General features: G+C 69.8%; 21 protein-coding genes. 15 read left to right on the forward strand and 6 right to left on the reverse strand.

Annotated features, from left to right (window positions below; genetic code table 11):
• Positions 1-453: 453 nt before the first annotated feature.
• The 3 genes from IEY99_RS31195 to IEY99_RS31205 all read left to right on the forward strand — a co-directional run bounded on the left by IEY99_RS31195 (position 454) and on the right by IEY99_RS31205 (position 8869).
• Positions 454-7296 (forward strand): putative Ig domain-containing protein, encoded by a 6843-nt coding sequence (locus tag IEY99_RS31195; protein ID WP_189207688.1) that lies wholly within the window; start codon positions 454-456, stop codon positions 7294-7296.
• A gap of 169 nt (positions 7297-7465) precedes the next feature.
• Complete coding sequence (locus IEY99_RS31200) at positions 7466-7825, forward strand: hypothetical protein (protein ID WP_189207689.1); 360 nt, start codon at positions 7466-7468, stop codon at positions 7823-7825.
• A gap of 576 nt (positions 7826-8401) precedes the next feature.
• On the forward strand, positions 8402-8869 hold the full coding sequence (locus IEY99_RS31205) for a hypothetical protein (protein WP_189207690.1): 468 nt from the start codon (positions 8402-8404) through the stop codon (positions 8867-8869).
• A gap of 1051 nt (positions 8870-9920) precedes the next feature.
• Here IEY99_RS31205 and IEY99_RS31210 read toward each other — a convergent pair.
• A complete protein-coding gene (locus IEY99_RS31210) occupies positions 9921-10652 on the reverse strand; it encodes a class I SAM-dependent DNA methyltransferase (protein ID WP_189207736.1) in 732 nt (243 codons plus the stop codon).
• Positions 10615-11364 (reverse strand): tyrosine-type recombinase/integrase, encoded by a 750-nt coding sequence (locus IEY99_RS34700; RefSeq protein WP_308427104.1) that lies wholly within the window; start codon positions 11362-11364, stop codon positions 10615-10617. The genes IEY99_RS31210 and IEY99_RS34700 overlap by 38 nt, the downstream gene beginning before the upstream one ends.
• 101 nt (positions 11365-11465) lie before the next feature.
• Here IEY99_RS34700 and IEY99_RS31220 point away from each other — a divergent pair, with 101 nt between their 5' ends.
• A complete protein-coding gene (locus IEY99_RS31220; RefSeq protein ID WP_189207691.1) occupies positions 11466-11870 on the forward strand; it encodes an FAD-dependent oxidoreductase in 405 nt (134 codons plus the stop codon).
• 106 nt (positions 11871-11976) lie between these two features.
• Here the strand turns inward: IEY99_RS31220 and IEY99_RS31225 are convergent, their stop codons facing one another.
• From IEY99_RS31225 to IEY99_RS31240, 4 genes are read right to left on the reverse strand one after another with little or no spacing between them, the layout of a single operon-like run.
• The gene (locus tag IEY99_RS31225; protein ID WP_189207692.1) at positions 11977-12996 is read right to left on the reverse strand and encodes a 3-oxoacyl-ACP synthase III family protein; all 1020 of its coding nucleotides are present in this window, start codon (positions 12994-12996) and stop codon (positions 11977-11979) included.
• Positions 12993-13628, reverse strand: coding sequence for an SRPBCC family protein (locus IEY99_RS31230; RefSeq protein WP_229799419.1), 636 nt, complete (start codon positions 13626-13628; stop codon positions 12993-12995). The genes IEY99_RS31225 and IEY99_RS31230 overlap by 4 nt, the downstream gene beginning before the upstream one ends.
• The gene (locus tag IEY99_RS31235; RefSeq protein ID WP_189207694.1) at positions 13618-15303 is read right to left on the reverse strand and encodes a thiamine pyrophosphate-binding protein; all 1686 of its coding nucleotides are present in this window, start codon (positions 15301-15303) and stop codon (positions 13618-13620) included. The genes IEY99_RS31230 and IEY99_RS31235 overlap by 11 nt, the downstream gene beginning before the upstream one ends.
• Positions 15300-16316, reverse strand: a complete 1017-nt coding sequence (locus IEY99_RS31240) for a GlxA family transcriptional regulator (protein ID WP_229799420.1) — start codon at positions 16314-16316, stop codon at positions 15300-15302. Before IEY99_RS31240 ends, IEY99_RS31235 begins: the two co-directional genes overlap by 4 nt.
• A 404-nt stretch (positions 16317-16720) precedes the next feature.
• Here IEY99_RS31240 and urtA point away from each other — a divergent pair, with 404 nt between their 5' ends.
• The 11 genes from urtA to IEY99_RS31295 all read left to right on the forward strand — a co-directional run bounded on the left by urtA (position 16721) and on the right by IEY99_RS31295 (position 26097).
• Entirely contained in the window at positions 16721-17977 is a 1257-nt protein-coding gene (gene urtA, locus IEY99_RS31245) for an urea ABC transporter substrate-binding protein (RefSeq protein WP_189207695.1), read from the forward strand.
• 93 nt (positions 17978-18070) lie between these two features.
• Positions 18071-18970, forward strand: coding sequence for an urea ABC transporter permease subunit UrtB (gene urtB, locus IEY99_RS31250; protein WP_189207696.1), 900 nt, complete (start codon positions 18071-18073; stop codon positions 18968-18970).
• A complete protein-coding gene (gene urtC / locus IEY99_RS31255; protein WP_189207697.1) occupies positions 18967-20127 on the forward strand; it encodes an urea ABC transporter permease subunit UrtC in 1161 nt (386 codons plus the stop codon). Before urtB ends, urtC begins: the two co-directional genes overlap by 4 nt.
• Positions 20124-20900, forward strand: coding sequence for an urea ABC transporter ATP-binding protein UrtD (urtD, locus tag IEY99_RS31260; RefSeq protein ID WP_189207698.1), 777 nt, complete (start codon positions 20124-20126; stop codon positions 20898-20900). The genes urtC and urtD overlap by 4 nt, the downstream gene beginning before the upstream one ends.
• Positions 20900-21592, forward strand: a complete 693-nt coding sequence (gene urtE / locus IEY99_RS31265) for an urea ABC transporter ATP-binding subunit UrtE (protein ID WP_189207699.1) — start codon at positions 20900-20902, stop codon at positions 21590-21592. Before urtD ends, urtE begins: the two co-directional genes overlap by 1 nt.
• 13 nt (positions 21593-21605) lie before the next feature.
• Positions 21606-21908, forward strand: coding sequence for an urease subunit gamma (locus IEY99_RS31270; RefSeq protein ID WP_189207700.1), 303 nt, complete (start codon positions 21606-21608; stop codon positions 21906-21908).
• Entirely contained in the window at positions 21905-22228 is a 324-nt protein-coding gene (locus IEY99_RS31275) for an urease subunit beta (RefSeq protein ID WP_189207701.1), read from the forward strand. Before IEY99_RS31270 ends, IEY99_RS31275 begins: the two co-directional genes overlap by 4 nt.
• Positions 22225-23928, forward strand: a complete 1704-nt coding sequence (locus tag IEY99_RS31280) for an urease subunit alpha (RefSeq protein WP_189207702.1) — start codon at positions 22225-22227, stop codon at positions 23926-23928. Before IEY99_RS31275 ends, IEY99_RS31280 begins: the two co-directional genes overlap by 4 nt.
• A gap of 3 nt (positions 23929-23931) precedes the next feature.
• Positions 23932-24642, forward strand: coding sequence for an urease accessory protein UreF (locus IEY99_RS31285; protein WP_189207703.1), 711 nt, complete (start codon positions 23932-23934; stop codon positions 24640-24642).
• Entirely contained in the window at positions 24632-25384 is a 753-nt protein-coding gene (ureG, locus tag IEY99_RS31290; RefSeq protein WP_189207704.1) for an urease accessory protein UreG, read from the forward strand. Before IEY99_RS31285 ends, ureG begins: the two co-directional genes overlap by 11 nt.
• Positions 25384-26097, forward strand: a complete 714-nt coding sequence (locus IEY99_RS31295; protein ID WP_189207738.1) for an urease accessory protein UreD — start codon at positions 25384-25386, stop codon at positions 26095-26097. The genes ureG and IEY99_RS31295 overlap by 1 nt, the downstream gene beginning before the upstream one ends.
• The last annotated feature ends 37 nt before the right edge of the window (positions 26098-26134 follow it).

The following is a 26134-nucleotide window of genomic DNA, read 5'->3' on the forward strand; positions in this document are numbered from 1 at the left end:
AACTGTCACGGACGGCCGAGGCCTTTCAGGCGGGCACCACATCGAATGGCGCTCCACGAGCCAGACTCATCGCGCATGGAGGCGGTCGGCACCGCGTACCCCTGGACGTCTCGCGACATCTACACGTGCCACCCGAGCGCCGTCCCACTGTCACCGGCGGATACCTGATCTTGCGGCAGCTCTATCCACGGGAACTTGAGAACTTCTAGCGAGAGATTCAATACGCACAGCCCGCTCCCAGGCTCGACCCCATTTCTCGCGTGGTTGCTGTGACGGCGGGTGCGTCGTGGTGCGGCTCCGCCGTCGCGCGGTCAGCCGTTCGGGCAGCGGATTCCGCCCCGGCACGTCGGCTGCGCGCCTGCCGGAGGATCTGCATCCGGTCGATTGCATCTACTGGGCGTATGCCGCAAATCAGTACCGTTCGGTCATCTATTGGTTGTCGAAGGGTTGCAGATGCTGCGGCAGGAACCTCGCACGTTCCCGGTGATGGCGAGTGCACGCGCGGGCGGGCGGTCACGCCGGCTCACCACGCTCACCCTGGCGTGCGTCCTTGCGCTGCTGGCGCCCTTTCTCGCGGTGACACCCGCGTCGGCTTCGGGTGTGGTCACGGTGACCAACCCGGGCGGGCAGGTCGGCCCCACCGGGGTCGCCTACACCAAGCAGATGACCGCGACCGGCGGCACCGCCCCCTACGCGTGGTCGGCGCTGTCGCTGCCGCCCGGCCTGGCGATTGACGCGACCACCGGTTTGATCTCTGGCACCCCGACCACCGCCGGTAGCTATGCGACGAAGGTGACCGCGACCGACACCACCGGTGTCGCGGGCACGGTGTCGTTCTCCTTCGCCACCGGCGTGATCGTCACCTACCCGAGCAGCCGGGGCAGCAACACCGGCACCCCGATCGCCCCGCTGGCGCTCAAGGTCGCCGGCGGCACCGGCGAGTACACGTGGACCGCGACCGGTCTGCCCACCGGTTTGGCCATCGACGCCAAGACCGGGATCATCACCGGGACCCCGACGGTCGACGGCAGCTACTCGGTCAAGGCCACCGCCACCGACACCGCCGGCAAGGCCGGCTCCACCGGCTTCCCGTGGACCGTCGCGCCCGGCGCCACCGTCACCGACCCCGGTCCCGTGCACGCCACCACCGGCGTCGCCGTGTCGAAGCAGATTACCGCCACCGGCGGCACCACCCCCTACGTCTGGACCGCCACCGGCCTCCCGACCGGCCTCACCATCAAGTCCAGCACGGGCCTGATCTCCGGCACCCCCACCGCCGTCACCGAGGGTGCCGCGTCGGTGCTGATCACCGTCACCGACGCCGCGAAGATCGCCACCACCATCACCGTCCCGGTCACCGTCGCCACCCCGGTCACCGTCACCGACCCCGGCACCCGCACCGACGCCACCGGCGTTGCCGCGTCGGTGTCCCTCGCCGCCACCGGCGGCGTCGCCCCGTACACGTGGTCGGCCACCGGTCTGCCTACCGGCCTGACCCTCCACGCGGCCACGGGCGTCATCTCCGGCACCCCCACCACCGTCGCGTCGAGCACGGTGAGCGTCACCGCCACCGACAGCGGCCAGCGCACCCACACCGCGTCATTCACCTGGAACATCGTCCCACCTGTCACCGTGACCAACCCCGGTGGCCAGGTCGGCCCCACCGGCGTCGCGTACTCGAAGACCCTGAGCGCCACCGGCGGCACCACCCCCTACCGATGGACCGCCACCGGCCTGCCCACCGGCCTGTCCATCGACGCCGCCACCGGTGTCATCTCGGGCACGCCCACCACTGCGGGTAGCCAGACGACGAAGGTCACCGTCACCGACAAGGACGGCATCACCGGCAGCGCCTCGTTCAACTTCGCCACCGGCGTGATCGTCACCTACCCCAGCAGCCGCGGCTCGGGCATCGGCATGCCGATCACACCGCTCGCGATCAAGGCCGCCGGCGGCACCGGCGACTACACCTGGACCGCCACCGGCCTCCCGCCCGGCCTGACCATAGACCCGGCCACGGGTGTCGTCACCGGCACCCCCACGACGAACGGCGTCTACACCGCCAAGGTCACCGCCACCGACACCGCTCGCGTCTCCGGCGCCACCAGCTTCCCCTGGACCATCGCCGCCGCACCCCAGCTGACCAACCCCGGCCCGATCGCCGCGACCACCGGCGTCGCGGTCTCTCTGCAGATGACCGCCACCGGCGGCAAGGCCCCCTACACCTGGACCGCCATCGGCCTGCCCGCCGGGCTGACCATCAAGTCCGGCACCGGCCTCATCACCGGCACCTCCACCAGTGAGACCACCGCAACGGTCACCGTGACCGTGACCGACGCTATGAAGATCAGCAACACGGTGACGTTCCCGCTGTCTGTCACCACTCCCCTGCGCCTCACCAACCCCGGACCGCAGCACGGCACCGTTGGTGTCGACACCTCTGTCAACCTCGACGCCAGCGGCGGCGGCGCGCCCTACATCTGGACGGCAACCGGCCTTCCCGGCGGCCTGACAATCAACCCCTCCACCGGCGTCGTCGCAGGTACGCCTACTGCCACGGGCACCTGGACGACGACGGCCACCGCCACCGACGCCGCCAAGCGCACCATCAGCGTGTCGTTCACCTGGAACGTCGCCACCGCCCTCGCCATCATCAACCCCGACGCGCAGACCAGCGTCACCGGCACGGCCGTCTCCGTCACCGTCACCGCCGGCGGCGGCAGCGCCCCCTACACATGGACGGCGACCGGCCTGCCCGACGGCCTCAGCATCAACGCGTCGACCGGCGTCATCTCCGGCACAGCGGCAACCCCGGGGACGTCGACAGTCACCCTCACCGCCACCGACGCCGGCAACCGCATTGACAGCGTCAATGTCGCCTGGAACGTCGCAGGGCCGTTGGACGTCCAAACACCCGCGACTCAGAACGGTGTCGCCGGATACCCCGTTTCCCTCACCGTCACCGCCGTGGGCGGCACGGCTCCTTACGTTTGGACCGCGGCCGGCCTTCCTGCCGGCCTGAACATTAACCAAGAGACCGGTGCCATCACCGGCATCCCCGCCACGGTCGGCACCTCTAACGCGACGGTGAAGGCCACCGACGCCGCCGGGCGCACCGCGAGCGCTGACTTCCTGTGGACGGTCGACACGCCGGTCGCGATCGCGGCGATTGCGAACCAGAACGCCACTGTGGGTGTCGCCGTGTCCCTCACCGCCACAGCCGATGGCGGCACTGGCCCGTACACCTGGTCCGCCCTCGGCCTTCCCGACGGGGTCGCCGTCAATGGCACCACCGGAGTCATCTCCGGTACGCCTACGACCATCGCAACCTGGTCGATCACCCTCCGTGCCACCGACACGCAAGGTTACAGCGCGACCGCCACCTTCGACTGGGATGTACGCGCACGGCCGATCATCGCCGCGCAGAACGCGCAAAGCGGCGACGTCGGCCGAGCTGGTCAGCTCACCATGACCGCGACTGGCGGTACCGCCCCGTATGCCTGGACTGTGGCCGGACTGCCGCCGGGCCTGAACATCACCGCGGACACCGGATCCGTCAACGGCACCGCTACCACGGCCGGAACCTACCGTGTCACCGTCACCGTCACCGACGCGGCAGGTCGGACGAACAATTCCACCTTCGACTGGAAGATCTACACGGCGCCGGCGTCGAGTCCGGTGATGACCTCGGGCAAGGGTGTGCGGCTCGGGTCGAGCATGCCGCCCGGTGCCCACCGGGGTGCCGCGGTGGTGGGTGACTACGCGTTCACCTCGGCTGGCCACCAGCTCGTCAAGACCAACATTCAGACCGGCGTCACCAGCGTGCTGGCCGGCACCACCACCAGCGGCTGCATCGACGCCGATAGCGGCAGCGCGGTCCGGCTTACCGACCCGAAGGTCATCGGCGCTGACGGCTCGGTGATCTACATCCGCAGTTGCACCAGCATCTACGCCGTCAGCCCGAACAGCGGCGCCACCACCCGCCTGGCCAACGCCAACAACGGAGTCCACTTCGCCATCGGTGGACACCGCCTCTACACTCTGAACGGTTCCTATCTCTACCAGTACGACCTGAAGAGCGGCGTCAATGTCACATTGGCCTCCAACATCGGCAGCGGCCCCAGCAGCGACTTGCGGGCGGTGGGCGCCGATGACACCGCGGTCTGGGTGACTGTCGGCCGCGACATCCTTCGATTCGACCTCACTGGCCAGCAGATCGCCTCGGTGACCCTGCCCACGGGCCTACACTTCACCGGAACGATGGTCTCGGTCAGCGGCTACCTCTACGCCACCACCAACGACAACCTGATCGTGCGGATCACCAAGGCCGACGCCGCCACCGGCATCATCACCGGCGACACCAGCGACGGCATGACGTTCACCTCCCCCAGCGGCCTGGTCACCGACGGCGACGCCCTCTACACCGCCGACAGCCAAGGCCTGACCCGCATCACCGCCACCAACCGCACCTACACGGCGCCGGCGTCGAGTCCGGTGATGACCTCGGGCAAGGGTGTGCGGCTCGGGTCGAGCATGTCGCCCGGTGCCCACCGGGGTGCCGCGGTGGTGGGTGACTACGCGTTCACCTCGGCTGGCCACCAGCTCGTCAAGACCGACATTCAGAACGGCGTCACCAGCGTGCTGGCCGGCACCACCACCAGCGGCTGCATCGACGCCGATAGCGGCAGCGCGGTCCAGCTCACCACCCCGACGGTCATCGGCGCCGACGGCTCCGTGATCTACATCGCCGCCTGCTCCGGCATCCGCGCGGTCAACCCGAACACCGGCGCCACCACCCGCCTAAGCAACGCCGTCCTCGGAAACGCCCACGCCATCGGAGGACACCGCCTCTACACCCTCACCGCCAGCAACCTCTACCAATACGACCTGAAAACCGGCATCAACGTCCTGCTGGCCAACAACATTGGCAGCGGTCCCAGCAGCAACTTGCGGGCGGTGGGCGCCGATGACACCGCGGTCTGGGTGACTGTCGGCCGCGACATCCTTCGATTCGACCTCACTGGCCAGCAGATCGCCTCGGTGACCCTGCCCACGGGCCTACACTTCACCGGAACGATGGTCTCGGTCAGCGGCTACCTCTACGCCACCACCAACGACAACCTGATCGTGCGGATCACCAAGGCCGACGCCGCCACCCGCATCATCACCGGCGACACCAGCGACGGCATGACGTTCACCTCCCCCAGCGGCCTGGTCACCGACGGCGACGCCCTCTACACCGCCGACAGCCAAGGCCTGACCCGCATCACCGCCACCAACCGCACCTACACGGCAGCTTTTGCTGGGCCGAAGTTCTACGATGCTTCACTGAGCCCGATCACGACGACCACCTCTGCGCACGTGCGAGGTATCGCCGCCATTGGAAGCTTTGTCTTCACCTCGGCGAATAACCAGATCATCAAGACGAACACTCAGACCGGTGCCAGCACCGTGCTGGCCGGCACCACGACCAACACCAGCGGCTGCATCGACGCCGATAGCGGCAGCGCGGTCCGGCTCACCACCCCGACGGTCATCGGCGCCGACGGCTCCGTGATCTACATCGCCGCCTGCTCCGGCATCCGCGCGGTCAACCCGAACACCGGCGCCACCACCCGCCTAAGCAACGCCGTCCTCGGGCTTAACGCCATCGGAGGACACCGCCTCTACACCCTCACCGCCAGCAACCTCTACCAATACGACCTGAAAACCGGTATCAACGTCCTGCTGGCCAACAACATTCCTGGCAGTTACTACACTCAGCGGGCACTGGCTGCCGACGACTCCCACGTCTGGGTCGCAGTGGGTTCCACCCTGCTGAAGGTGACCCCCTGGAACCTCACAGGGCCCGTCAACGGGACAGCCGGCCAGGTCACCACCGTGACGACCCAAATGGCCAGCGCCGCGGGCGGGATGGAGGCTGGCGGCGTAGCCCTCGAGGGGATTATGACCTCGATCGGGGACTACCTCTACATCAGGACAACCCGCCCCGACCTGCCCAACGGCACACCCCAACTCACCGAACTAGCCGCGATTAGTAAGGTCGACGGATCCAGGACCGGCGTCGCCGTACCCTATGGTCGCCGGAATGCCGACAACACCCTTGTCCCAGGATCAGCTCTGGGCCTCACCTACGACGGCAACGACCTCTACACCTTGTCCGAACTCGACGGAACCACCACTCTGCTCCGCATCCGTATGCAGGCACCCATCACTCCCCCGGCGCCGGCGGAGGCCATTGACTGGTGGGACCGACTCACTGACGTTCAGCGGGATCATGTAACCACCGATCACCCTGAGCGAGTCGGGGCGCTCGACGGCCTACCGGCCATCGAGCGGGACAAGCTCAACAGGCAGTATCTCAGTGCTCTTCGCCGATCTTTGAGCGAGTGGAAAGAGACGTACATCCGCGAAATTACGACGCAGGATGAGGTGGAGGCCGTCGATGTGAAACTGGATCGCATCGAGAAGACCTTCGCCGCACTGAAGATGTTGTCGGATCGAGGCGATACGGGGTTCCTGCTCGGCGTCGAACTGGAAGGCGACGGCGAAATCATCATCGCGAACCAGAACCCGGACACCGCCCGACACACCGCAGTATGGGTTCCCGGCCTCAGCACGGACATCGACAGCTCACTCAAAACCGGTCCAGACGACAACCTCCATCGGATTATCAACCTCAGGAACAGTGCCGATAGCCTGACCTCGGCGGAAAACGATGTCTCCACGATCATGTGGTTGGGATACGACGCTCCTGAGGATAATTCCATTACTATTCTGTCCGTGGCCCTCTACCACCGCGCGGAGGCCGGCGCTGGAATGCTGACCAGGTTCGTCGACGGGCTGCGGCTCGCCCACCACCCAGGCGACAACCACCTCACTGTCGAAGGGCACTCCTACGGATCCACGGTGGTCGGCGAAGCCGCCCGCAGCGGAAACCTGCATGCCGACGACATCATGGTGGCCGGCAGCCCCGGCATGCATGTCAATAACGCCGGGGAACTGATGAGCGACCCGCGACACGTGTGGGCTGGCGCTGCCTGGGATGATCAGGTGGCGGTAAGCGCCTGGGGCTACCTTGCGGGTCTCGGTGTTGGAGCCATCGCGGACTGGACCCATGACACCAGCCCGCACGTTGAGTCTTTCGGCGCCAACCGTTATGTCGTCGACACTTCCGGGCACAGCGACTACTGGACTCATGACTCCGCGAGCTTGAAAAACCAGGCCGCGGTGATTACCGGCCTATACGATGTGGTCGAGTTGGAACACGGACAGGCACCGCCGAATATTTCCTGACGCGAGGTGGGGAACGGCAATGGTATATAGTCGACGATCCGGCAGCCGCGTCTTAGGAGCAGCTGCCGCCGCGACGTTCGCCGCACTGCCCCTTGCCATCGCCGGTTGCAGTGGCACCGATGTACCATCCCTCACCCGAGCTCAAGCAACGCAGCACTCGAACGAGTTGGTGAACGAGGTTGCGGAAGTCATCGGGAAAGCGAAGGTGGTTAATCCGACCACCCAGTCGACGCCGTGCAGCAGTTCATCCGACGATTCCGGCAAGGTGCGCTACATCTCCGCGGCATACCAGATATCACTGTCGGAGGCTGCCGACGCCGCGACCTTCGGCAAGGTCCGCGACCATTGGCGCAGCCTCGGTTGGAAGATCACTGAGGACTGGTACAAGGAGGACATCCGAAAGGGCAGCGTCTCGGTGAAGAAGTCTGATAGCGGCTCCTTCACCGTGGTCAGCACCGATTCTGCGAAACTGCTAGCCGTCCTCGCGGCCTCCGGTTGCTACCGGGAGACCGATTGGCCTACCACGTAGGCTTATCGAATCGAAGCATCGAAAGCAAATTCATCGGCACGACACGATGCAACGTTGCACCAGTGAGTCCTGGCGCAACCGGCCTCGACGACCCGACCTGGCTCCTGGAAGAACCCGAGGACGAATCCCCTGGGACATGGTGCGCCCGCAACCTTTCACGACGTGCCGCGTTCGGGGAGCGGTTCGAGCTGCACACGCCGACCGTCAATTGCCGGACCACCGTCGAGATCCTCGCGTACAGCCGTGGGCTGCTCGCGCGAATCGCCCCGGAGCAGGAACTCAGCCGGTCGCCGAGGAGGAACTGCCCCACGGTTAGTACACAGCGGACCTCTCGGTTACTTCACGCGCGAAGGCAAGCTCTTTGGCCACGATCACAGTGCTTATCTTGAGTGTTGATCCTCGGACACACTTGTTCTTCACACTTCATGTGGCCGCTGACCAGCGATCATTTGGTCGGCGGCCATGATCGTTTCCGGGAGTTTGTGCCGCTGTGGGAACACGGTGGGAACACCGCTGTGCGGCACGGCAGTTCTGGGAAGCTGTATTGGGTCGCACTGGCTGCTGGGAGACAGCGCGATGGCATCCATCGAGACGCGCAAGACCAAGGGCAGGCTCACTCGCTACCGGGTGAAGTGGCGCACCGGAGGGACCAGGGCCGGTGCTTGGGACGGCACCACCTTCGACGCGTACACCGACGCGAAGCGGTTCAAGGCCTTGGTGGAGGTACACGGCCACCAGTGGCCACCGGCCGAGGTTCTGGTTGCTCAGGGCTTCGCCTACCTCGTCCCCCGGGCCGCCGCCGCGTCGGTCGTGACACCTGCGGTGCCGCCGGTGACGTTCGAGGCGTTCGCTCGCGAATGTGTCGCGCGGTTGGTCCAGCCGGCATGGGATGCGCATCGTAGCTTCGCGGCCGCAGGTTTCCCGGGATGCCTGCACTCGCCGCCATGCGCCACCGCTGGCCCCATGGACCGCGACAGGTTGGCTGCTCTACGTGATCGTTGGCCTGAGCATGAAGATGAATTCGGGGGGTTCCGGGATACATAGAGCACGCCGGCGCCGGTGGGCGTGATCCGCCGGAATCGACGACATGTTGAACGCAGCCCTCCAACAATTGGCGGCGTGATCGCCCAATGGCGACACGTCCCCCGGTTGCTGGGCACTCTCCTCGGCAGGCCAGCGTGCAGGCTGGGCTGGAACCAATCGGAATGTATGGTTGCCTGCATCGAGCTACCGGAAGCCGCCCGGCAGCGACCCCAGCGCCCAAAAGGTGTAGCCGCAGAATCCACAGAGCAAGAGGACCATCAGGATTCCCGCGATCAAGCTCCATGCGGGCTTGCTTCGTGACGTGCCGCCGGCGGGATTGAACATGTCCGTAGTATCGCCGACTCAATACCCAGTGTGGTCGCCAAGACGCACTCACATCGGCAGTTGAGGGCTACCGGCTGCGCGTCTCCGGCACCGACCGTCAGGTCAGCGCGCTGCCCGGCGCACGTAAGACGATAGAACCGGGTTGCTGATGGCTGGGCCTGTGCCAGGGTGGAGCATGAGCCGCCAGTCAGAGGAGCCTCAGTCATTCGACGAGCCCGCCCCTCCCGCGAACCTAGACGTCTCCCACTCGGATCAGGCCGTCGGCGCATGGCCGCGCCCGATCAAGGAACGCCATTGGATCGGACGAACACGGCATCCGCTGGCACATCCGTCGTCGTGAGATTCAAGCCGATGATCCGGCACTGCGGCGAATGCTGAAGCGGTCCGGCCTACGCGTTCTACACGCCTACGGTCCCCGTCCACGGGAAGTGTCCGGCCAGGAACGCCACTCGCTGGTGGAGAGAGTGAACCGGTTCGCCGCCGGCGAAGCCCCACCCCACAGCTCTTTCTGGCTGGCGGAGTTTCGTAACGAAGATCGACAAGTCATGCTCGTGATCGAAGAGGCGTGCTGACGTGATCGTCGTTGTGGCCGAGGCCCAGACCTCGGCATGGCGGACGCACTCGACACTCAGCAAGTCAGGATGTCGGACGGGTATGGGCCGATCACTGGGTGTGACGGCCGCTCGCCCGCGCGCACGGTCGGCGGCAGATCCGGGCGTCGAGGGGGTCACACCGGCTTGCGCCATGTAGAGACGTGGCTCTCGGAGTCGTTCGTGAAGGGCCCGCCGTTCCAATCGGCGACACGTTGCTCGAGATGCATCCCGGCGAGCTGTGCCATCAGGTCGCATTCGGCCGGCCAGATGTAGCGGAAATTGCTGGCGCCATAGGTCACTGTGCCATCGGGGCGTCGTCGGTAGTGATGCGACGTGCCGCGTTGAGTGGCCATGTCGTAGGTGTCGAAGCCGACGTGGTGCCGGCCGACGTGGAAGGGCACTGCCGCCTGCCCGGGCGGAAAACGCCGGATGCCGGGAACCCACAACTCGATGACGAACCGTCCGCCCGGCGCGAGGTGACGGGCAGCGTTGCGGAAGCAGGCGACCTGCTCAGCCTGGGTGCGCAGGTTTCCGATGCTGTTCCAGACCAGGTATACGAGCGAAAATTGTCCGGGCATCGTGCTGGTCGCCATGTCGCCGACCACAACGGGGATGTCTGCCCGTTTCTTGTGTAGCTGGTCAACCATCGGCTGTGAAAGCTCGATGCCGGATACGGACACGCCGCGTTCCACCAGAGGTATAGCCACCCGCCCGGTACCGATCGCGAATTCCAGTGCGGGACCGTCGCCCGCCAGGTCAGTGAGGAAGTCGACCGCAGGATCGAGCACTTCGGGTGCGAACATGAAGGCGGACGTCTCGTCGTAACGTTCAGCCGTCTCGGCGTCCCAGAAGTCGCTGCTTGTCATCCGAGCAGCCTGGACCATGACGGCGAGCACTAGCCACCGATTTCTCGGCGAAGCACTCAACTCGGGAGAGTCGCTTGCTCTGCATGTACTGGAGGCCGTGTAGGCGGCGAGGAGGTAGTGGGGGTGCCGGTCGAGGTTCTTGCGTGCCCGGTCGGCGCATGGTGGTCTTGGGATCGGCGTGGCGGGCGGCGATCTGGACGCCGCGGAGGCTGACGCCGGCGTCGAGCACGGTGGTCACGAAGGTGTGGCGCATGGTGCTCACGAAGGTGTGGCGCATGGTGCTCACGAAGGTGTGGCGCAGCATGTGCGGGTGCATCCTCGGCATCCGAATACCGGCGCTGGCGGCGAGGTGCTTGAGCCGGCGGGTCGCGGCGCGCCGATCCATCCTGGCACCAGTGGTGTTGCGCAGGATTGGCCCGCTGCCGCGTTCGCCGATGGCCCGGTCGACGGCTCGGGCCACCGCGGGTGGTAGCGGGACCAGGACGACCTTGCCACCCTTCCTGCAGCCAGCGCACGTACCGTTCGACGTCGACCCGGCACGCTGTCGGCAAGTGGAGGTCCTGATCGCTGCACCAGCGCAGGAAGACGCCCAGGTCGGAGTCGGTGTGCACGCGTGGCTGGCCGCGGTAACGGCCCAGCAGAGCGGACACCGCGGCCCGCACGACGAGCTGATCGGAAGAGACGACGTCGGACACGGAGGTGGGAAAGGCAGTCATACACCACCGTGCGTCACCAGCGACGATGAGCACCAGCGAGCACCGAGCGGCATGTGAGTGCATCGACCGGGAGGCGGAGCCATCCCGAACGCGTCACGTGGGCGCACAGGGAAACCGACTACGAGGCCACGTCGGGTCGGCAACCCCGCCTTCCACCCGTCCCCGGCACCTACGCGGCGAGGCGAGCCGCCGAACCCGCATCCACCGCCCGGGCAGCCCGGTCACCCTCGACCTGGAGACTCTTCGGGGCGTCACCCGGAACCGCCGGCTGAGCCCGGTCCGGACGACCCTGCACGACTGGACCACGGACGCCTACGCCCGGGGTGCCTACAGCTTCGTCACGCCGGGCGTGGCCAACCCCGCGGCGGCACTGGCGCAGCCGGTCGGCGGCGTCGTCTTCCTCGCGGGTGAGGCGACCAGCATCACCGATCCCACCACGGTCCACGGTGCCTACGACACCGGACGGCGGGCGGCTGGAGAAGCACTCCACGCCCTGCCGTAGATCTGCCCACCACGTTGGGCCGAAGGCCGGTCCTGCGGGGCCCTCGAGGCTGACCGCGGGACACCCCGCCGCCTGCACACCGGCCACTGGTTGGGCGTGCGAGGGTTCAGGTCGCGCCTTGCCAGCGGATCGCGGCCGCGCCGGCGAAGTCGCCCGCGTGGGCGAACCCGGCGAGTACGACGAGGTCGCCGGCGCGGACCCGGCCGGAGCGCAGCGTCTCGTCCAGCGTGATCGGAATGGCCGCGCCGAAGAGGTTGCCGCACCGGTCGAAGGTGTCCGGGTGGCGGTCGGCGGGTACCTTCAGTGCTTCCCGCCAGTTCTGCAGGAACCGGCGGTTGGGCTGGTTGGTCACGAGCGTGCCGATGTCGGTGGTAGGCACGCCGAGCCGGTCGCACAGGTCGGTGACGGCCGCGGGCACCAGGCGGTTCCCCCGGGCGAGAACCTCGGCGACGTTCTCCTCGGTGAAACCGATCCGCAGCTGCGATCGGCCCGGTTCCCAGTACCGGCGGCCGTCGTCGAGGGTCGCGGTCATCTCGCCGGCGTGCGCGCCGAGGTGCCACGCGGTGACGTCCAGGACGGGCGAGCACGCGGAGGTCGTGAGGTATCCGACGCCGCAGCCGTCGCCGGGGATCGCGGCCTGCGGCAGCCGACGCACCAGCGACTGGGTGAACAGCTGACCGGCGGCCGTCTGCGCGTTGCAGATCAGCGCGGAGGTCGCGCCGGTACCGGTCAGCAGCTGCCGGGCGAGCTTGAGCATGTACACGAACGACGCGCAGCCGGCGTTCGCGACGTCCACCAGCCATTCCGGGGCCATGCCGAGCCGGCGCGCCACCTCGGTCCCGGCGCCGACGAACGGAACGTCGGGCAGTTGGCTGTGCACCAGCAGGGCGTCGACGCCCCGGATCGCGGCCGCACCGTGCCGGTCGATGAGCGGTTGCACCGCGCGCTCGATGAGATCCACGTTGGTGTCGCCGCGCTTGACGTGATGGCGGTACCGGGGCGCCTTGAACATGGCGCTGTCCCGCAGCGGGTCCGCGGGACCCGGCCCCTCGGGGTGCGGGTCCGGCGGTACGGGCGGGCCGGGCAGGTAGCCGGCGACGTCGACGAGGCTGACCACGGTCCTCATCGCGCGACCTTCGTGGCCGGTGGCACGCTGACCGGCAGGCCGTTGCGGTGCCGGTGCTCCAGAATCGTCCTGAGATTGCGCATCTCCAGCGCGTGCCCGGCGGCGAACAGGTCCCAGTACTGGCCGACCCAGGGCCGGTCCGGGCGCGGTGCTAGATCGGGCCGGGGATTGCGGTCGTAGTGGGGATGCCGGCAGTTGGTCCAGGTGATCACGGCGCCCGCCCGGCCGAGGACCGCCTCGGCGGGGACGACCCGCATCAGGTAGATCATCCACAGGTCGTCGCCGCTGTCCCAGGCGCAGTGGTAGTCCACTGTCATGGCCTCGGGTTGCGTCCGTACCCGGCAGTAGATCGCGGTGTCGGGGTCCAGTCGGTCGCGCCCGACCCAGAGACCCGGCAGGCCGGCCGGCCTGAAGTCGCGGACGCTGTACGTCCACTCTTCCAGGTGGTGACCCCGGCTCAGGTACGCGTACGCGTCGTCCGGGGGGCAGTCGACGTGCTCGACGACGGTGCAGTGCTGCCCGTACACCTGCTCATGGGGGTAGCTGGGCCGGGTCATCTCCTGACAGCGCGCCATCAGCTCGGCGACGTCGGTGTTCTCGACCCGGACCAGGCCGGGGATGTCAGCCAACATGGACTCGTCCGCGCTCACTGCGACCTCCTGGAGAAGACGGCTGGCCGGCGGCCAGAAACGGAAGGAACGGGGGCACCTCGTGGGGATCGAGGTCCAGCGCGACGAACGCCGGACCGGGGGCCGCGTTCGTGCGCAGGAGGGCCCGGTGCAGCGCCGCCGCGTCATCGGCCCGGGTCACGTCGAGGCGGGGGAACGTCGCGGCCACCCCGGCCCCGATGTCGGCCGGGTGGAACAGGTTGTAGCTGTAGTCGCCCGGGTAGAACAGGGTCTCGCGGCTGACGCACATGGCGTGGGCATTGTTGTTGAGGACGACGAAGGTCACCGGCGCGTCGTATTCCACCGCCGTGTGCACCTCCATGCCGTGCATGAAGAAGGCACCGTCGCCCGCGATGACGTAGGTGCGGCGTCCGGTGGCGAGCCCGGCGCCGATACCGGCGCCGAAGGTGTATCCCATGCCGCCCATGCCGACGGCCACCACGAACCGTCCCCGCCGCGGAGCGGGCAGAAGGTGTATCGCGGCGGCACCGGTGTTACCGGCGTCGACGAAGACGTGCGCGTCGGCGGGAAGCGCGGCGCCGACCGCGGTCATCGCCGCGGCGAGGGAGGTGCCCGCGGTGTCCGGCAGGGGCACCGGCCCGGCGTGGCCCGGCCGGGGACGGGGTGCGGGGTCCAGCTGGTCGAGCAGATCACGCAGCGCTCCACGCACGTCGCCGCGCAGGGCGATGCCGGAGACGAACGGCGGCTCCGGACCGACGGCGATCACCAGGGTGGCGGCGAGCGCCCCGTCCAGGCCGCCGCGGGCCATCATCGGCAGCCGGGTCCCGACGAGCAGGCAGATGTCGGCCTGCCGCAGGCACCGCTCCACCGTGGGATGTCCCATCACACCGGCCACGCCGGCGAAGGCGGGGTCGCGGTTGTCGAAGACGTCCTTGGCGTCAGGCGTGACCGCGACCCACGCACCCAGTCGGTGGACCAGCTCCGCCAGCTCCGTGCGAGCGTCGGCCGCCGCCACGCCCTCCCCCGCGACGACCAGGACCCGGTCGGCTCCCCGCAGGGCACGTGCCGCCCGGCGGCGTACGCCCGGATCTCCGGCGGGAGGCCGCGGCGCCACCGGCGCCGGGCTGGCGGACGGCACCTCGATGATCGCCTGCTGCACGTCCTTGGGCAGCAGCAGGACCGCGGGCCCGCGCGGGTCTCCCAGCGCCGCCGCGATCGCGCGCGGCAGCACCTCGACGATCTCCGCGGGTGCGGTGACCCGGCGGCAGAAACGGGCGATCGGCGCGAACACCTGCCCGGCGTCGAACGAGCCGGCCAGGCCGCTGGAGTCCTGGAACGCGCCGAGGCCCGCCGACGCCGTCGGCGGCTGCCCGACCAGCGCGAGTATCGGCACACGTGAGGCGTGCGCCTCGGCCAGGCCCGGCACCAGGTTCATCGCCCCGCCACCGGAGGTGGCGGCGACGACGCCCAGGCTTCCGCGGGTACGCGCGGAGCCGTCAGCCATCGTGGCGGCGGAGAACTCGTGCTTGGCGACGACCCCCCGCAGTGAGGTCGGTCCGGCGTGGACCGCGTCGTAGATGTCCTCGATGTTCGCACCGCCGACTCCGAAGAGGTGTCCCACACCGGCCCGGGCCAGCTCACGGACGAGGTAGTCGACGACGCGCAGGCGCTCGGTCATGCCGCCGGGATCCCGGCCTGCTCGGCCGCGGCGGCGAGGCCGGCCGGGGTGGTCAGTTGGAAGCGATGCCGGTACTCGGTCGGTGTCAGCTCCAGCACCCGGCCGAACGAGCGGAAGAACGTCTCCGGCTTGGTGAACCCGCAGCGTCGGGCGACCTGGCCGATCGGCAGGTCGGTCGTCTCCAGCAGCTTGCGGGCGCGAGCGATGCGCATCGCCTCGATGTACTGGCCGGGTGTGACGCCGACCTCGCGGCGGAACACCCGGGCGAAGTTGCGCGGGCTCATGGCGGCCTGTTCGGCGATCTCGGGTACGGCGAGCTGCCGCTCCAGGTTGTCCATGATCCACTCCTGGGCGGCGCGGATCGGCGGGTGATCGGCGAGCTGCGCGTCCAGAATCGCGCTGAACTGCGACTGTCCGCCGTGCCGCTTGAAGAACAGGACCAGGAACCGAGCCACCTCGAGCGCGAACGGTGCGCCATGGTCCTCCTCGACCAGAGCCAACGACATGTCGAGTCCGGTGGAGACGCCGGCTGACGTCACGTACGGGGCGTCCCACACGAAGATCGGCTCCGGGTCCACGATGACGTCCGGGTAGCGGCGCGCCATCTCCGCGGCGAACGCCCAATGGGTGGTGGCCCGCCGCCCGGCCAGCAGGCCCGCCTCGGCGAGCAGGAACGACCCGCCGCAGACCGACGCCACCCGGCGGGAGCGCGCGGCGGCGGCACGGATCCACGACACGAGCCGCGCGTCGGCGAGGGCGTCGTTCAGCCCCCAGCCGCCGGGTACGAGCAGGGTGTCGATCGGTCCGCTCCCCGCCTCCAGCGGCGCCGCCTCGATCACCACGCCGGAACACGCGCGTACCAACGGGGCGTCGGCGGAGACGAACTCGACGCGATACCCACCTTCCGGGTCACTGAGCAGCCGGTTCGAGGTGTCGAACACCTCGACCGGCCCGGTGATGTCCAGAGCCTGCGCGCCCGGATAGGCAACCACTACGATTCGTCGCTGTTTCACGCACCGAGCGTCCAACCTGGGCGCCGGGACGGCAATGTCAAAGCAGTGACGAATCCGGCCAGGACGGTCATGTCCGTACACCCGAGACGGATGGCGACGGCGTCCATCTTGTCCGCCGCCGGCCTTCTGCCGGGTTCCCGGCTGCCGGAAAAGCTCGCAGAAACGACCAAGTGAGGGCGACGTAACAGATCTGAAACCATTCTCCCGGACGCTGTTGAGGACAGGCGGAGCTACCGCTGTACCGACGAGTCACAAATACCTTGGGCACGGGAGGTCGAGGCGCCGCCAATCGCACGGCAGCGGCGCTCGATATCGACGCGTGCACATTTCCCGCACCCGTGAATACGGCACGCAGCGTCGCGGCGCCAGCGGTTCTCGCTCCCCCGTGGAGCAGGGGAGGTCTCATGGTCAGGATTCGCGGACGCCGCGTCGCGGCGTGTGCAGCGATACTCGCCGCCGTGGTGGCGTCCGCCGCGTGCGGGAGCAAGACCGGTTCGGGCACCTCGGCCTCGGCCGCCGGTGCCGTGGTGGACACCTCGGGTCCGACGATCAAGGTGGGCCTGCTCAACTCGCTGTCCGGCACGATGGCCATCAGCGAGGTGACCGTCCGCGACTCCCTCAGGCTCGCCATCGACGAGATCAACGCCTCGGGCGGCGTGCTCGGCAAGAAGATCGAGCCGATCGGCGAGGACGGCGCGTCGGACTGGCCCACCTTCGCGGAGAAGGCACAGAAACTCATCAGCCAGGACAAGGTCGGCGCGATCTTCGGGTGCTGGACCTCGGCCAGCCGCAAGGCCGTCAAGCCGGTCTTCGAGAAGAACAAGGCGCTGCTGTTCTACCCGGTGCAGTACGAGGGTCTGGAGCAGTCACCGTACATTTTCTACACCGGCGCCACCACCAACCAGCAGATCGTCCCCGCGCTGGACTACCTGAAGACGCAGGGCAAGACCTCGCTGTACCTGGTGGGCAGCGACTACGTGTTCCCCCGCACCGCCAACAAGATCATCAAGGCGTACGCCGAGGCGAACGGCATGAAGGTGCTGGGCGAGGATTACGCACCGCTGGGCTCGACCGAGTTCTCCACCATCGTCAACAAGGTCAAGGCATCCGGCGCCGGCGCGGTGTTCAACACCCTCAACGGCGACAGCAATGTGGCGTTCTTCAAGGAGTACAAGTCGGCCGGGCTGACCGCCGACACGATGCCGGTGGTCTCGGTCTCCATCGCCGAGGAGGAGGTCAAGAGCATCGGTACCCAGTACCTGGCGGGCCAGCTCACGGCGTGGAACTACTACCAGACCACGCCGGGCGCGGCGAACGAGAAGTTCGTCAAGGCCTACAAGGCGAAGTACGGACAGGGCAAGCCGACCAGCGACCCGATGGAGGCCGCGTACGTATCGGTCCACCTGTGGAAGGCGATGGTCGAGAAGGCGAACTCGTTCGAGGTGGCGAAGGTCAAGGCCGCGGCCGGCGCGGGCGGCATCACCTTCGAGGCCCCGGAGGGCCTGGTCACTGTGGACGGCCCGACACAGCACGTCCACAAGACCGCCCGCATCGGCAGGATCGGCGCCGACGGCCTCATCACCGAGGTGTGGAGCTCCGGATCGCCGGTCAGGCCCGACCCGTACCTGAAGGACTACGCCTGGGCCAAGGGCCTGTCCTGACCACCACCGCGGGGGCCCTCGGGCGGGTGGGCCGGCGTTTCCCGGCCCACCCGCCCCGGGTCCCGCACCGCACGATCCCGAGAGGTCCCGCCCGTGACGGTGGTCCTGAGTCAACTGTTCACCGGCATCAGCATCGGCGCGGTGCTGCTCCTCGTCGCGCTGGGCCTGTCGCTGACCTTCGGCCAGATGAACGTCATCAACATGGCCCACGGCGAGTTCATCATGGCCGGCGCGTACACCGTTCACGTCCTGCAGGGGACCATCTCCGGTGCCGGGGGGTCGTTGCTGGTCGCGCTGCCGGTGGCCTTCGCCGTCGCGGGGGCGACGGGTGTCGCGCTGGAGTTCCTGCTGATCCGACGGCTCTACGCCCGTCCGCTGGACACCCTGCTGGTCACGTGGGGGGTGTCGCTGATGCTGCAGCAGGTGGCGCGCGACGTCTTCGGCGCCCCGAACGTGCAGACCCGTGCCCCGGGCGTACTCACCGGCAGCGTGCAGGCGGTCTCCCCCGGCGGCGGCGACCTGGTGCTGGCCAGTAGCCGCCTGTTCATCCTGGCGCTGGCGCTGCTCGCGGTGGCCGCGCTCGCCCTGGTGCTGCGGCTGACCGCGCTGGGGCGCCGGATCCGGGCCGTGGTCCAGAACCGGGACCTTGCGGCGGTGTCGGGGATACCGACCGGCCGGGTGGACCGTTTGACCTTCTTCCTCGGCTCGGGACTCGCCGGCGTGGCCGGGGTCGCGCTGACGCTGGTGGGCCCCATCGGACCCACGATGGGTACGAACATCATCGTCGACGCGTTCCTCGTCGTGGTGGTCGGCGGCATCGGGCACCTGAAGGGAACCGTGATCGTGGCGTTCGTCCTTGGCATGCTCCAGTCGATGGTGGAGTACTCCGCGACGGTCAGCGTCGCGAAGGTCCTGGTGTTCCTCGCGATCGTGGCGTTCCTTCAGTGGCGGCCGCAGGGCCTGTTCACGCTGCGGACCCGGAGCCTGGCATGACCACGACCGACCCGCGGACCGCGGACGGCGGCGGCACACCACGGACGGCGACCGCGCCCGGCCCGGGCCGGGCGCGCCGGCTGGCGCCGGGGGCACCGCTGCGCGCGGGAGCCGGCTTCGCGGTCGCCGCCGTCGCGCTGTTCGCCGTGGCGCCGGCGCTGCTGCCGGAGTTCCGGCTGAACCTGCTCGCCAAGTACCTGTGCCTGGCGATCGTGGCCGTCGGCATCGGGCTGGCCTGGGGCCGCGGCGGCATGCTCACGCTCGGCCAGGGGGTGTTCTTCGGCCTGGGCGGATACGCGATGGCGATGCACCTCAAGCTCGCCGACGCCGGGCCCGGGAACCTGCCCGACTTCATGCAGCTCTACGGCCAGGTGGATGCGTTGCCCTGGTGGTGGCGGCCGTTGGCCGACCCGTTCGTGGCGCTCGCGGCCACCGTCGTGGTGCCCATGGCGGTCGCGTTCCTGCTCGGCTCGCTGGTGTTCCGCCGCCGGGTCCGCGGCGCGTACTTCGCGATCCTGTCCCAGGCGCTGGCCGCCGCTATGGCGATCTTCCTGATCGGCCAGCAGGGCACGACCGGCGGCACCAACGGGTTGACCGACATCCGCAGCTTCTTCGGCTACGACCTCGACGACCCGGTCAACCAGCGCATGGTGTACTTCATCGTCGCCGGGAGCCTGCTGGCGACGCTGGCGCTGGCCCGGCACCTGATGCACAGCCGCTACGGCGAGCTGCTGGTCGCCGTGCGCGACGCCGAGGAGCGGGTCCGGTTCCTCGGCTACGACCCGGCGACCGTCAAGCTGGTGGCGTACGTCGTGGCCGCCGGGATGGCCGGTCTCGCCGGCGCGCTGTTCGTCCCGGCGGTGGGGATCATCTCCCCGGCGCTGATCGGTGTCGTACCGTCGATCGAGTTCGTCATCGGCGTCGCGGTCGGCGGCCGGGCGAGCCTGGTCGGGCCGGCGCTCGGCGCGGTCGGTGTGGCGTGGGCGAAGACGGCGCTGTCGGAGCGGTTCCCGTCCGGCTGGACCTACCTCGAGGGGCTGCTGTTCGTCGTCCCGGTCGCGTTCCTGCCGGGCGGCCTGGTGTCGATCGCCGGCCTGCTGCGCCGCCGACGCGCCGCCGGCGCGGTACCCGGGCCGCAAGGCGGGACGGCGCGATGAGCGGCGCGGGACTGCGCGTCCGTGACCTGAGGGTGGTCTTCGACGGCTTCGCCGCGGTCGGCGGGGTCGACATCGACATCCCGCCCGGCGACGTACGGTTCATCATCGGCCCGAACGGCGCGGGCAAGACGACCCTCGTGGATGCGGTCACCGGGCTGGTCCGCGCGTCCGGGTCGGTCACCTTCGACGGGCAGGAGCTGGTGGGCCGCAAGGTGCACCGCATCGCGCGGATGGGCATCGGCCGCACGTTCCAGACCGCGACCGTGTTCGAGGAGCTGACCGTGCTGCAGAACCTCGACATCGCGGCGGGGGCCGGCCGCGGCCCGCTGACCCTGCTGCGAAGGCGCCGCGGCGTACCGGCCGGGGTCGCCGAGGCGATGGACACCGTCGGCCTGGCCGGCGCCCGCGACCGGCCCGCCGGCACGTTGGCCCACGGCCAGAAGCAGTGGCTGGAGATCGGCATGCTGCTCGTGCAGGACGCCCGGCTGCTGCTGCTCGACGAGCCCGTCGCCGGGATGAGCCACGACGAGCGCGACGCCACGGGTGAGCTGCTCGGGGTCCTCAGCGCCGACCGTACCGTCGTGGTGATCGAGCACGACATGGACTTCCTGCGCCGGTACGCCCGCACGGTGACGGTCATGCACGCGGGCCGGATCCTCTCCGAGGGCACCGTCGCACAGGTACAGGCCGACCCGAAGGTACGCGAGGTCTACCTGGGCCGCGCCGCCGACGCGGCACCGACGGCCACCACGGGCACCCCGGTGGAGGCGTGATGCTGGAGTTCGACGCGGTCCACGTCGGGTACGGCCGCGGCGTCGTCCTGCGCGGGGTATCACTGGCGGTACCGGTCGACGGGGTGGCCGCCGTCCTGGGCCACAACGGCGCCGGCAAGAGCACCCTGCTGCGTGCGGCGATCGGGCTGCTCCGGCCGCACAGCGGTACCGTGCGCCTGGACGGCGACGACATCACCACCCTGGCGCCGCACCACCGGGTGGCCCGGGGCATGGCGTACGTGCCACAGGGACAGCAGTGCTTCCCGCACCTGACCACCGCGGAGAACCTCCAGCTCGTGGCCGACGGCCGGCCCGGCGGCCGGGCCGCCGTCGCCGAGGCGCTGGATCTCTTCCCGGTCCTGGGCGACCTGCTGGGCCGCCGCGCCGGCCTGCTCTCCGGCGGACAGCGCCAGCAGCTGGCCATCGCCCGGGCACTGATCACCAGGCCGAGGCTGCTCCTGCTCGACGAACCGACCGAGGGCATCCAACCCTCGGTCGTCGACGAGATCGAACGGACCATCCTGGCCCTGGCCCGCCGTGGCGGGATGTCGGTCCTCCTCGTCGAGCAGCACGTCGGCTTCGCCCTCAGGGCGGCGCAGCGGTACGCCGTCCTGGCGGCCGGTCGCGTCACCTCGTCCGGCCCCGGCGGTACCGACGCCGAGACCGCCGTACGGCAAGCACTCACCGTGTGACCGGAGGGATCGCGTGTTCCTGACCCCGCACGAGCAGGACCGCCTGCTCATCCACGTCGCCGCCGACGTCGCCCGCCGACGGCGCGAGCGTGGCCTGCGGCTCAACTACCCCGAGGCGGTCGCCACGATCACGGCGTTCCTGCTGGAGGGCGCCCGCGACGGGCGCAGCGTCGTCGACCTCATGGACGCCGGCCGCCAGGTGCTCACCCGCGACGACGTGCTCGACGGCGTCCCCGAGATGCTGAAGGAGGTGCAGGTGGAGGCGACGTTCCCGGACGGTACCAAGCTGGTGACGGTGCACCACCCGATCCCGTGATCCCCGGCGAGGTCATCGTGGCCGCCGGTGACGTGGCCATCAACGTCGGCCGGCCGGTGACGACGCTGACCGTGACCAACACCGCCGACCGTCCCGTGCAGGTCGGGTCGCACTACCACTTCGCCGAGGCCAACCCCGGGCTCTCCTTCGACCGGCGGGCGGCCTGGGGGCAACGGCTGGCGGTACCGGCGGGTACCGCCGTGCGCTTCGAGCCGGGTGTGACCCGCCGCGTCGACCTGGTACCGCTCGCCGGCGCGCGGATCGTGCCCGGCCTGCGGGGCGAGTGTGCGGGTCCGCTCGGGGACGGAGGAACGCGGTGAGCCTGGTCGACAGGCGGCGCTACGCAGCCCTGTACGGTCCGACCGTCGGTGACCGGATCCGGCTCGCCGACACCAACCTGCTCATCGAGGTCGAGGAGGACCGCTGCGCCGGTGGTGACGAGGTCGTCTTCGGCGGTGGCAAGGTGATCCGCGAGTCGATGGGTCAGTCGCGGGCCACCCGGGCCGAGGGTACCCCCGACACGGTCATCACCGGCGCGGTCGTGCTCGACCACTGGGGAGTCGTCAAGGCCGACGTCGGTATCCGCGACGGCCGGATCGCCGCACTGGGCAAGGCGGGCAACCCCGACACCATGGACGGTGTCCACCCGGATCTGGTGATCGGGCCGGGCACCGAGGTGATCGCCGGCAACGGCCGGATCCTCACCGCCGGCGCGGTCGACACCCACGTGCACTTCATCTGCCCGCAGATCGTCGCCGAGGCCCTCGCCGCCGGCGTCACCACCCTCGTCGGCGGTGGGGTCGGTCCGGCCGAGAGCAGCAAGGCCACCACGGTCACCGCCAACGCCTGGCACCTGGCCCGTATGCACGAGGCGCTGGACGTCTGGCCGGTCAACGTGCTGCTGCTGGGCAAGGGCAACACGGTCTCCGAAGAGGCGATGTGGGAACAGCTCCGGGCCGGCGCCGGCGGGTTCAAGCTGCACGAGGACTGGGGCACCACCCCGGCGGTGATCGACGCCTGCCTGCGGGTCGCCGACGCCTCGGGGGTGCAGGTGTCCATCCACACCGACACGCTCAACGAGGCCGGGTTCGTGCAGGACACCCTGGCCGCGATCAACGGACGGGCGATCCACACGTACCACACCGAGGGCGCCGGTGGCGGCCACGCCCCGGACGTCATCACGGTGGCCGGCTACCCCAACGTGCTGCCGTCGTCCACCAACCCGACCCGGCCGTACACCCGCAACACCCTCGCCGAGCACCTGGACATGCTGATGGTCTGCCACCACCTGTCCCCGTCCGTACCCGAGGACCTCGCCTTCGCCGAGAGCCGGATCCGACCCTCGACCATGGCCGCCGAGGACCTGCTGCACGACCTCGGCGCCATCTCGATCATCGGCTCGGACTCCCAGGCGATGGGGCGCGTCGGCGAGATCGTGACGCGTACCTGGCAGACCGCCCACGTGATGAAGGAGCGCGTCGGCGCGCTGCCCGGCGACGGGCCCGCGGACAACCACCGCGCCCGCCGGTACGTCGCCAAGTACACGATCTGCCCGGCGATGGCCAACGGCATGGAGGCGGAGGTCGGTTCCGTGGCGCCGGGCAAGCTCGCCGACCTGGTGCTGTGGGACCCGGCGTTCTTCGGCGTACGGCCGCACCTGGTCGTCAAGGGCGGCCTGGTCGCGTGGGCGCAGATGGGCGACGCCAACGCGTCCATCCCCACGCCGCAGCCACAGCTGCCCCGCCCGATGTTCGGTTCCTACGGCGTCGCCCCGGCCGCCACCAGCGTCGCGTTCGTCGCGCCGGCCGCGCTGGAGGCCGGGCTGCGGCTGGACGTGCGGCGCCGGCTCGTACCCGTCGCCGACGTGCGTTCCCGGGGCAAGGCCGATCTTCCCGGCAACGGCGCCATGCCGCGCATCGAGGTCGAGCCGGACACGTTCACCGTGCGCGTCGACGGTGCCGTGGTGGAGCCCGACCCGGTCACCGAACTGCCCATGGCCCAGCGGTACTTCCTCTTCTGACGCATGACCACCACGACACTGCTGATGCTCGCCGACGGCCGGTTTCCGTCCGGCGGCCACGCCCACTCGGGTGGTCTGGAGGCGGCGGTCGCCGCCGGACGGGTCACCGGCGTCGTCGAGCTGGAGGACTTCCTGCGCGGCCGGCTCGCCACCGCCGGTCCGGTCGCCGCCACGTTCGCGGCGGCCGCCCACCGCGCGGTGGGCGGGGCGGCGAGCGGAGCCGACTCGGGCGGGGCGGCACGGCGCGGTGCCGCCCTGGCGCTGCTCGACGTCGAGCTGGACGCCCGCACCGCCTCCCCCACGCTGCGGCTGGCCTCGCGCCGGCAGGGGCGGGCGCTGCTGCGCGCCGGTCGCGTCGCCTGGCCCTCGCCCGTGTACGACGAGGCTCCCCGGCACCCCGACGGGTACCACCATCCGATCGCGCTGGGACTCACCGCCGCCGCGGCCGGCCTCACGGTCGGACAGACCGCGCTGATCGGCGCGTACGGGATCGTCAACGGCCCGGCAAGCGCCGCGGTACGGCTGCTCGGGCTCGACCCGTACCGGATCCAGGCGCTGCTCGCCCGCCTGGCCGGCGCCTGCGACGCCATCGCCCGGACCGCTGCGGCCGACGCCGCCAGGCCGCCCGCGGACCTGCCGGCCACCACCGCGCCGCTGGCCGATATCTCCGCCGAAGTACACGCCACCTGGGAGGTGCGTCTCTTTGCATCCTGACACCCCGAACCACGACCCGGATGCCCACGACGGCTCCCACGGCCATCCCCACCCCGACGTCGACGCGCACCCCAGCCTGACGCCGGGCGCCCGGGCGGTACGCATCGGCGTCGGCGGGCCGGTCGGCTCCGGCAAGACAGCCCTGGTCGCCGCGGTGTGCCGGGCCCTCGGCGACGAGCTGCGCCTCGCCGTGGTCACCAACGACATCTACACCACCGAGGACGCCGACTTCCTCAAGCGCCACGGGGTCCTGCCGCCCGCGCGCATCCGCGCCGTGGAGACCGGGTGCTGTCCCCACACCGCGATCCGTGACGACATCTCCGCCAACCTCGACGCCATCGAGGACCTGGAGACCGCGCTGGGACCGCTGGACCTGGTGCTCGTGGAGAGCGGCGGGGACAACCTCACCGCCACGTTCAGCAAGGGACTTGTGGACCACCAGATCTTCGTCGTCGACGTGGCCGGCGGGGACAAGGTCCCGCGCAAGGGAGGACCCGGCGTCACCAGCGCGGACCTGCTCGTCATCAACAAGACCGACCTGGCGCCCCTGGTCGGCGCGGACCTGTCGGTCATGGACCGCGACGCGCGGGCGCGCCGCGGCGACCTCCCCACGGTCTTCCTGTCGCTCGCCCGCGACGAGCTGGCCGCGCCGGTCACCGACTGGATCCGCCGCGTGGTCGCCGACCACGCCGCCGCCGACCACCGGGACGCGCCCGCGCCCGTGCGCGGCGAGACGCGGTGATGCGCGCGTTCGCCCGGGTCGTGGCCGAGCTCGACGGCCGGGGCCGGACGCGCCTGGCCCGGCTGCGCGGCGAGAGCCCGCTACTGCTGCGCCAGACCCAGGCCCAAGACGCCGTGGCCACCGTGTACCTGGTCGGCGGAGCCGCCGGGCCGCTCGGCGGCGACGACTTCCGGCTGGAGGTCGAGGTGCGACCCAACGCCACGCTCCACCTGCATACCGTCGCCGCGTCGATCGCGCTACCCGCGCACTCCGGCGCGCGCTCCCGGTTCGTCGTCTCCGCGACGGTGGCCACCGGCGGGGCGCTGCACTGGCTGCCCGAGCAGGTCGTCGCCGTGGCCGGCTGCCGGCACACGACATCATCGGTTGTCGATGTCGAGGAAAACGGCTCGCTGCTCTGGCGCGACGAGCTCATCTGCGGGCGCCACGACGAAGACCCCGGCGACGCCACGGTCGCCACGTCCGTGCGCTACGCCGGCCGGCCGCTGCTGCGCCAGGCGCTCACCGTCGGGCCCCGCGCCGACGGCTGGGCGGGGCCGGCCGTGCTCGGTGCCGCCCGGGCGACCGGGTCCCTGTTGCGCATCCGGCCGGGCGCACCACCGTGCGCGCCGCGCCTGCTCGGCCCGACGGCCGTACGCATGCCGCTCGCGGGACCTGCGTCGCTCGTCACCGCGACTGCGGACGACGCGCACACTCTGCGCGCGTACCTCGCCTGATCCGGTACCGCCGGGCCGCTCGCCGCTCTGATTCTGT

Origin of the sequence: Couchioplanes azureus (assembly GCF_014648355.1) — a bacterium.
Classification (GTDB): Bacteria; Actinomycetota; Actinomycetes; order Mycobacteriales; family Micromonosporaceae; genus Actinoplanes; species Actinoplanes azureus.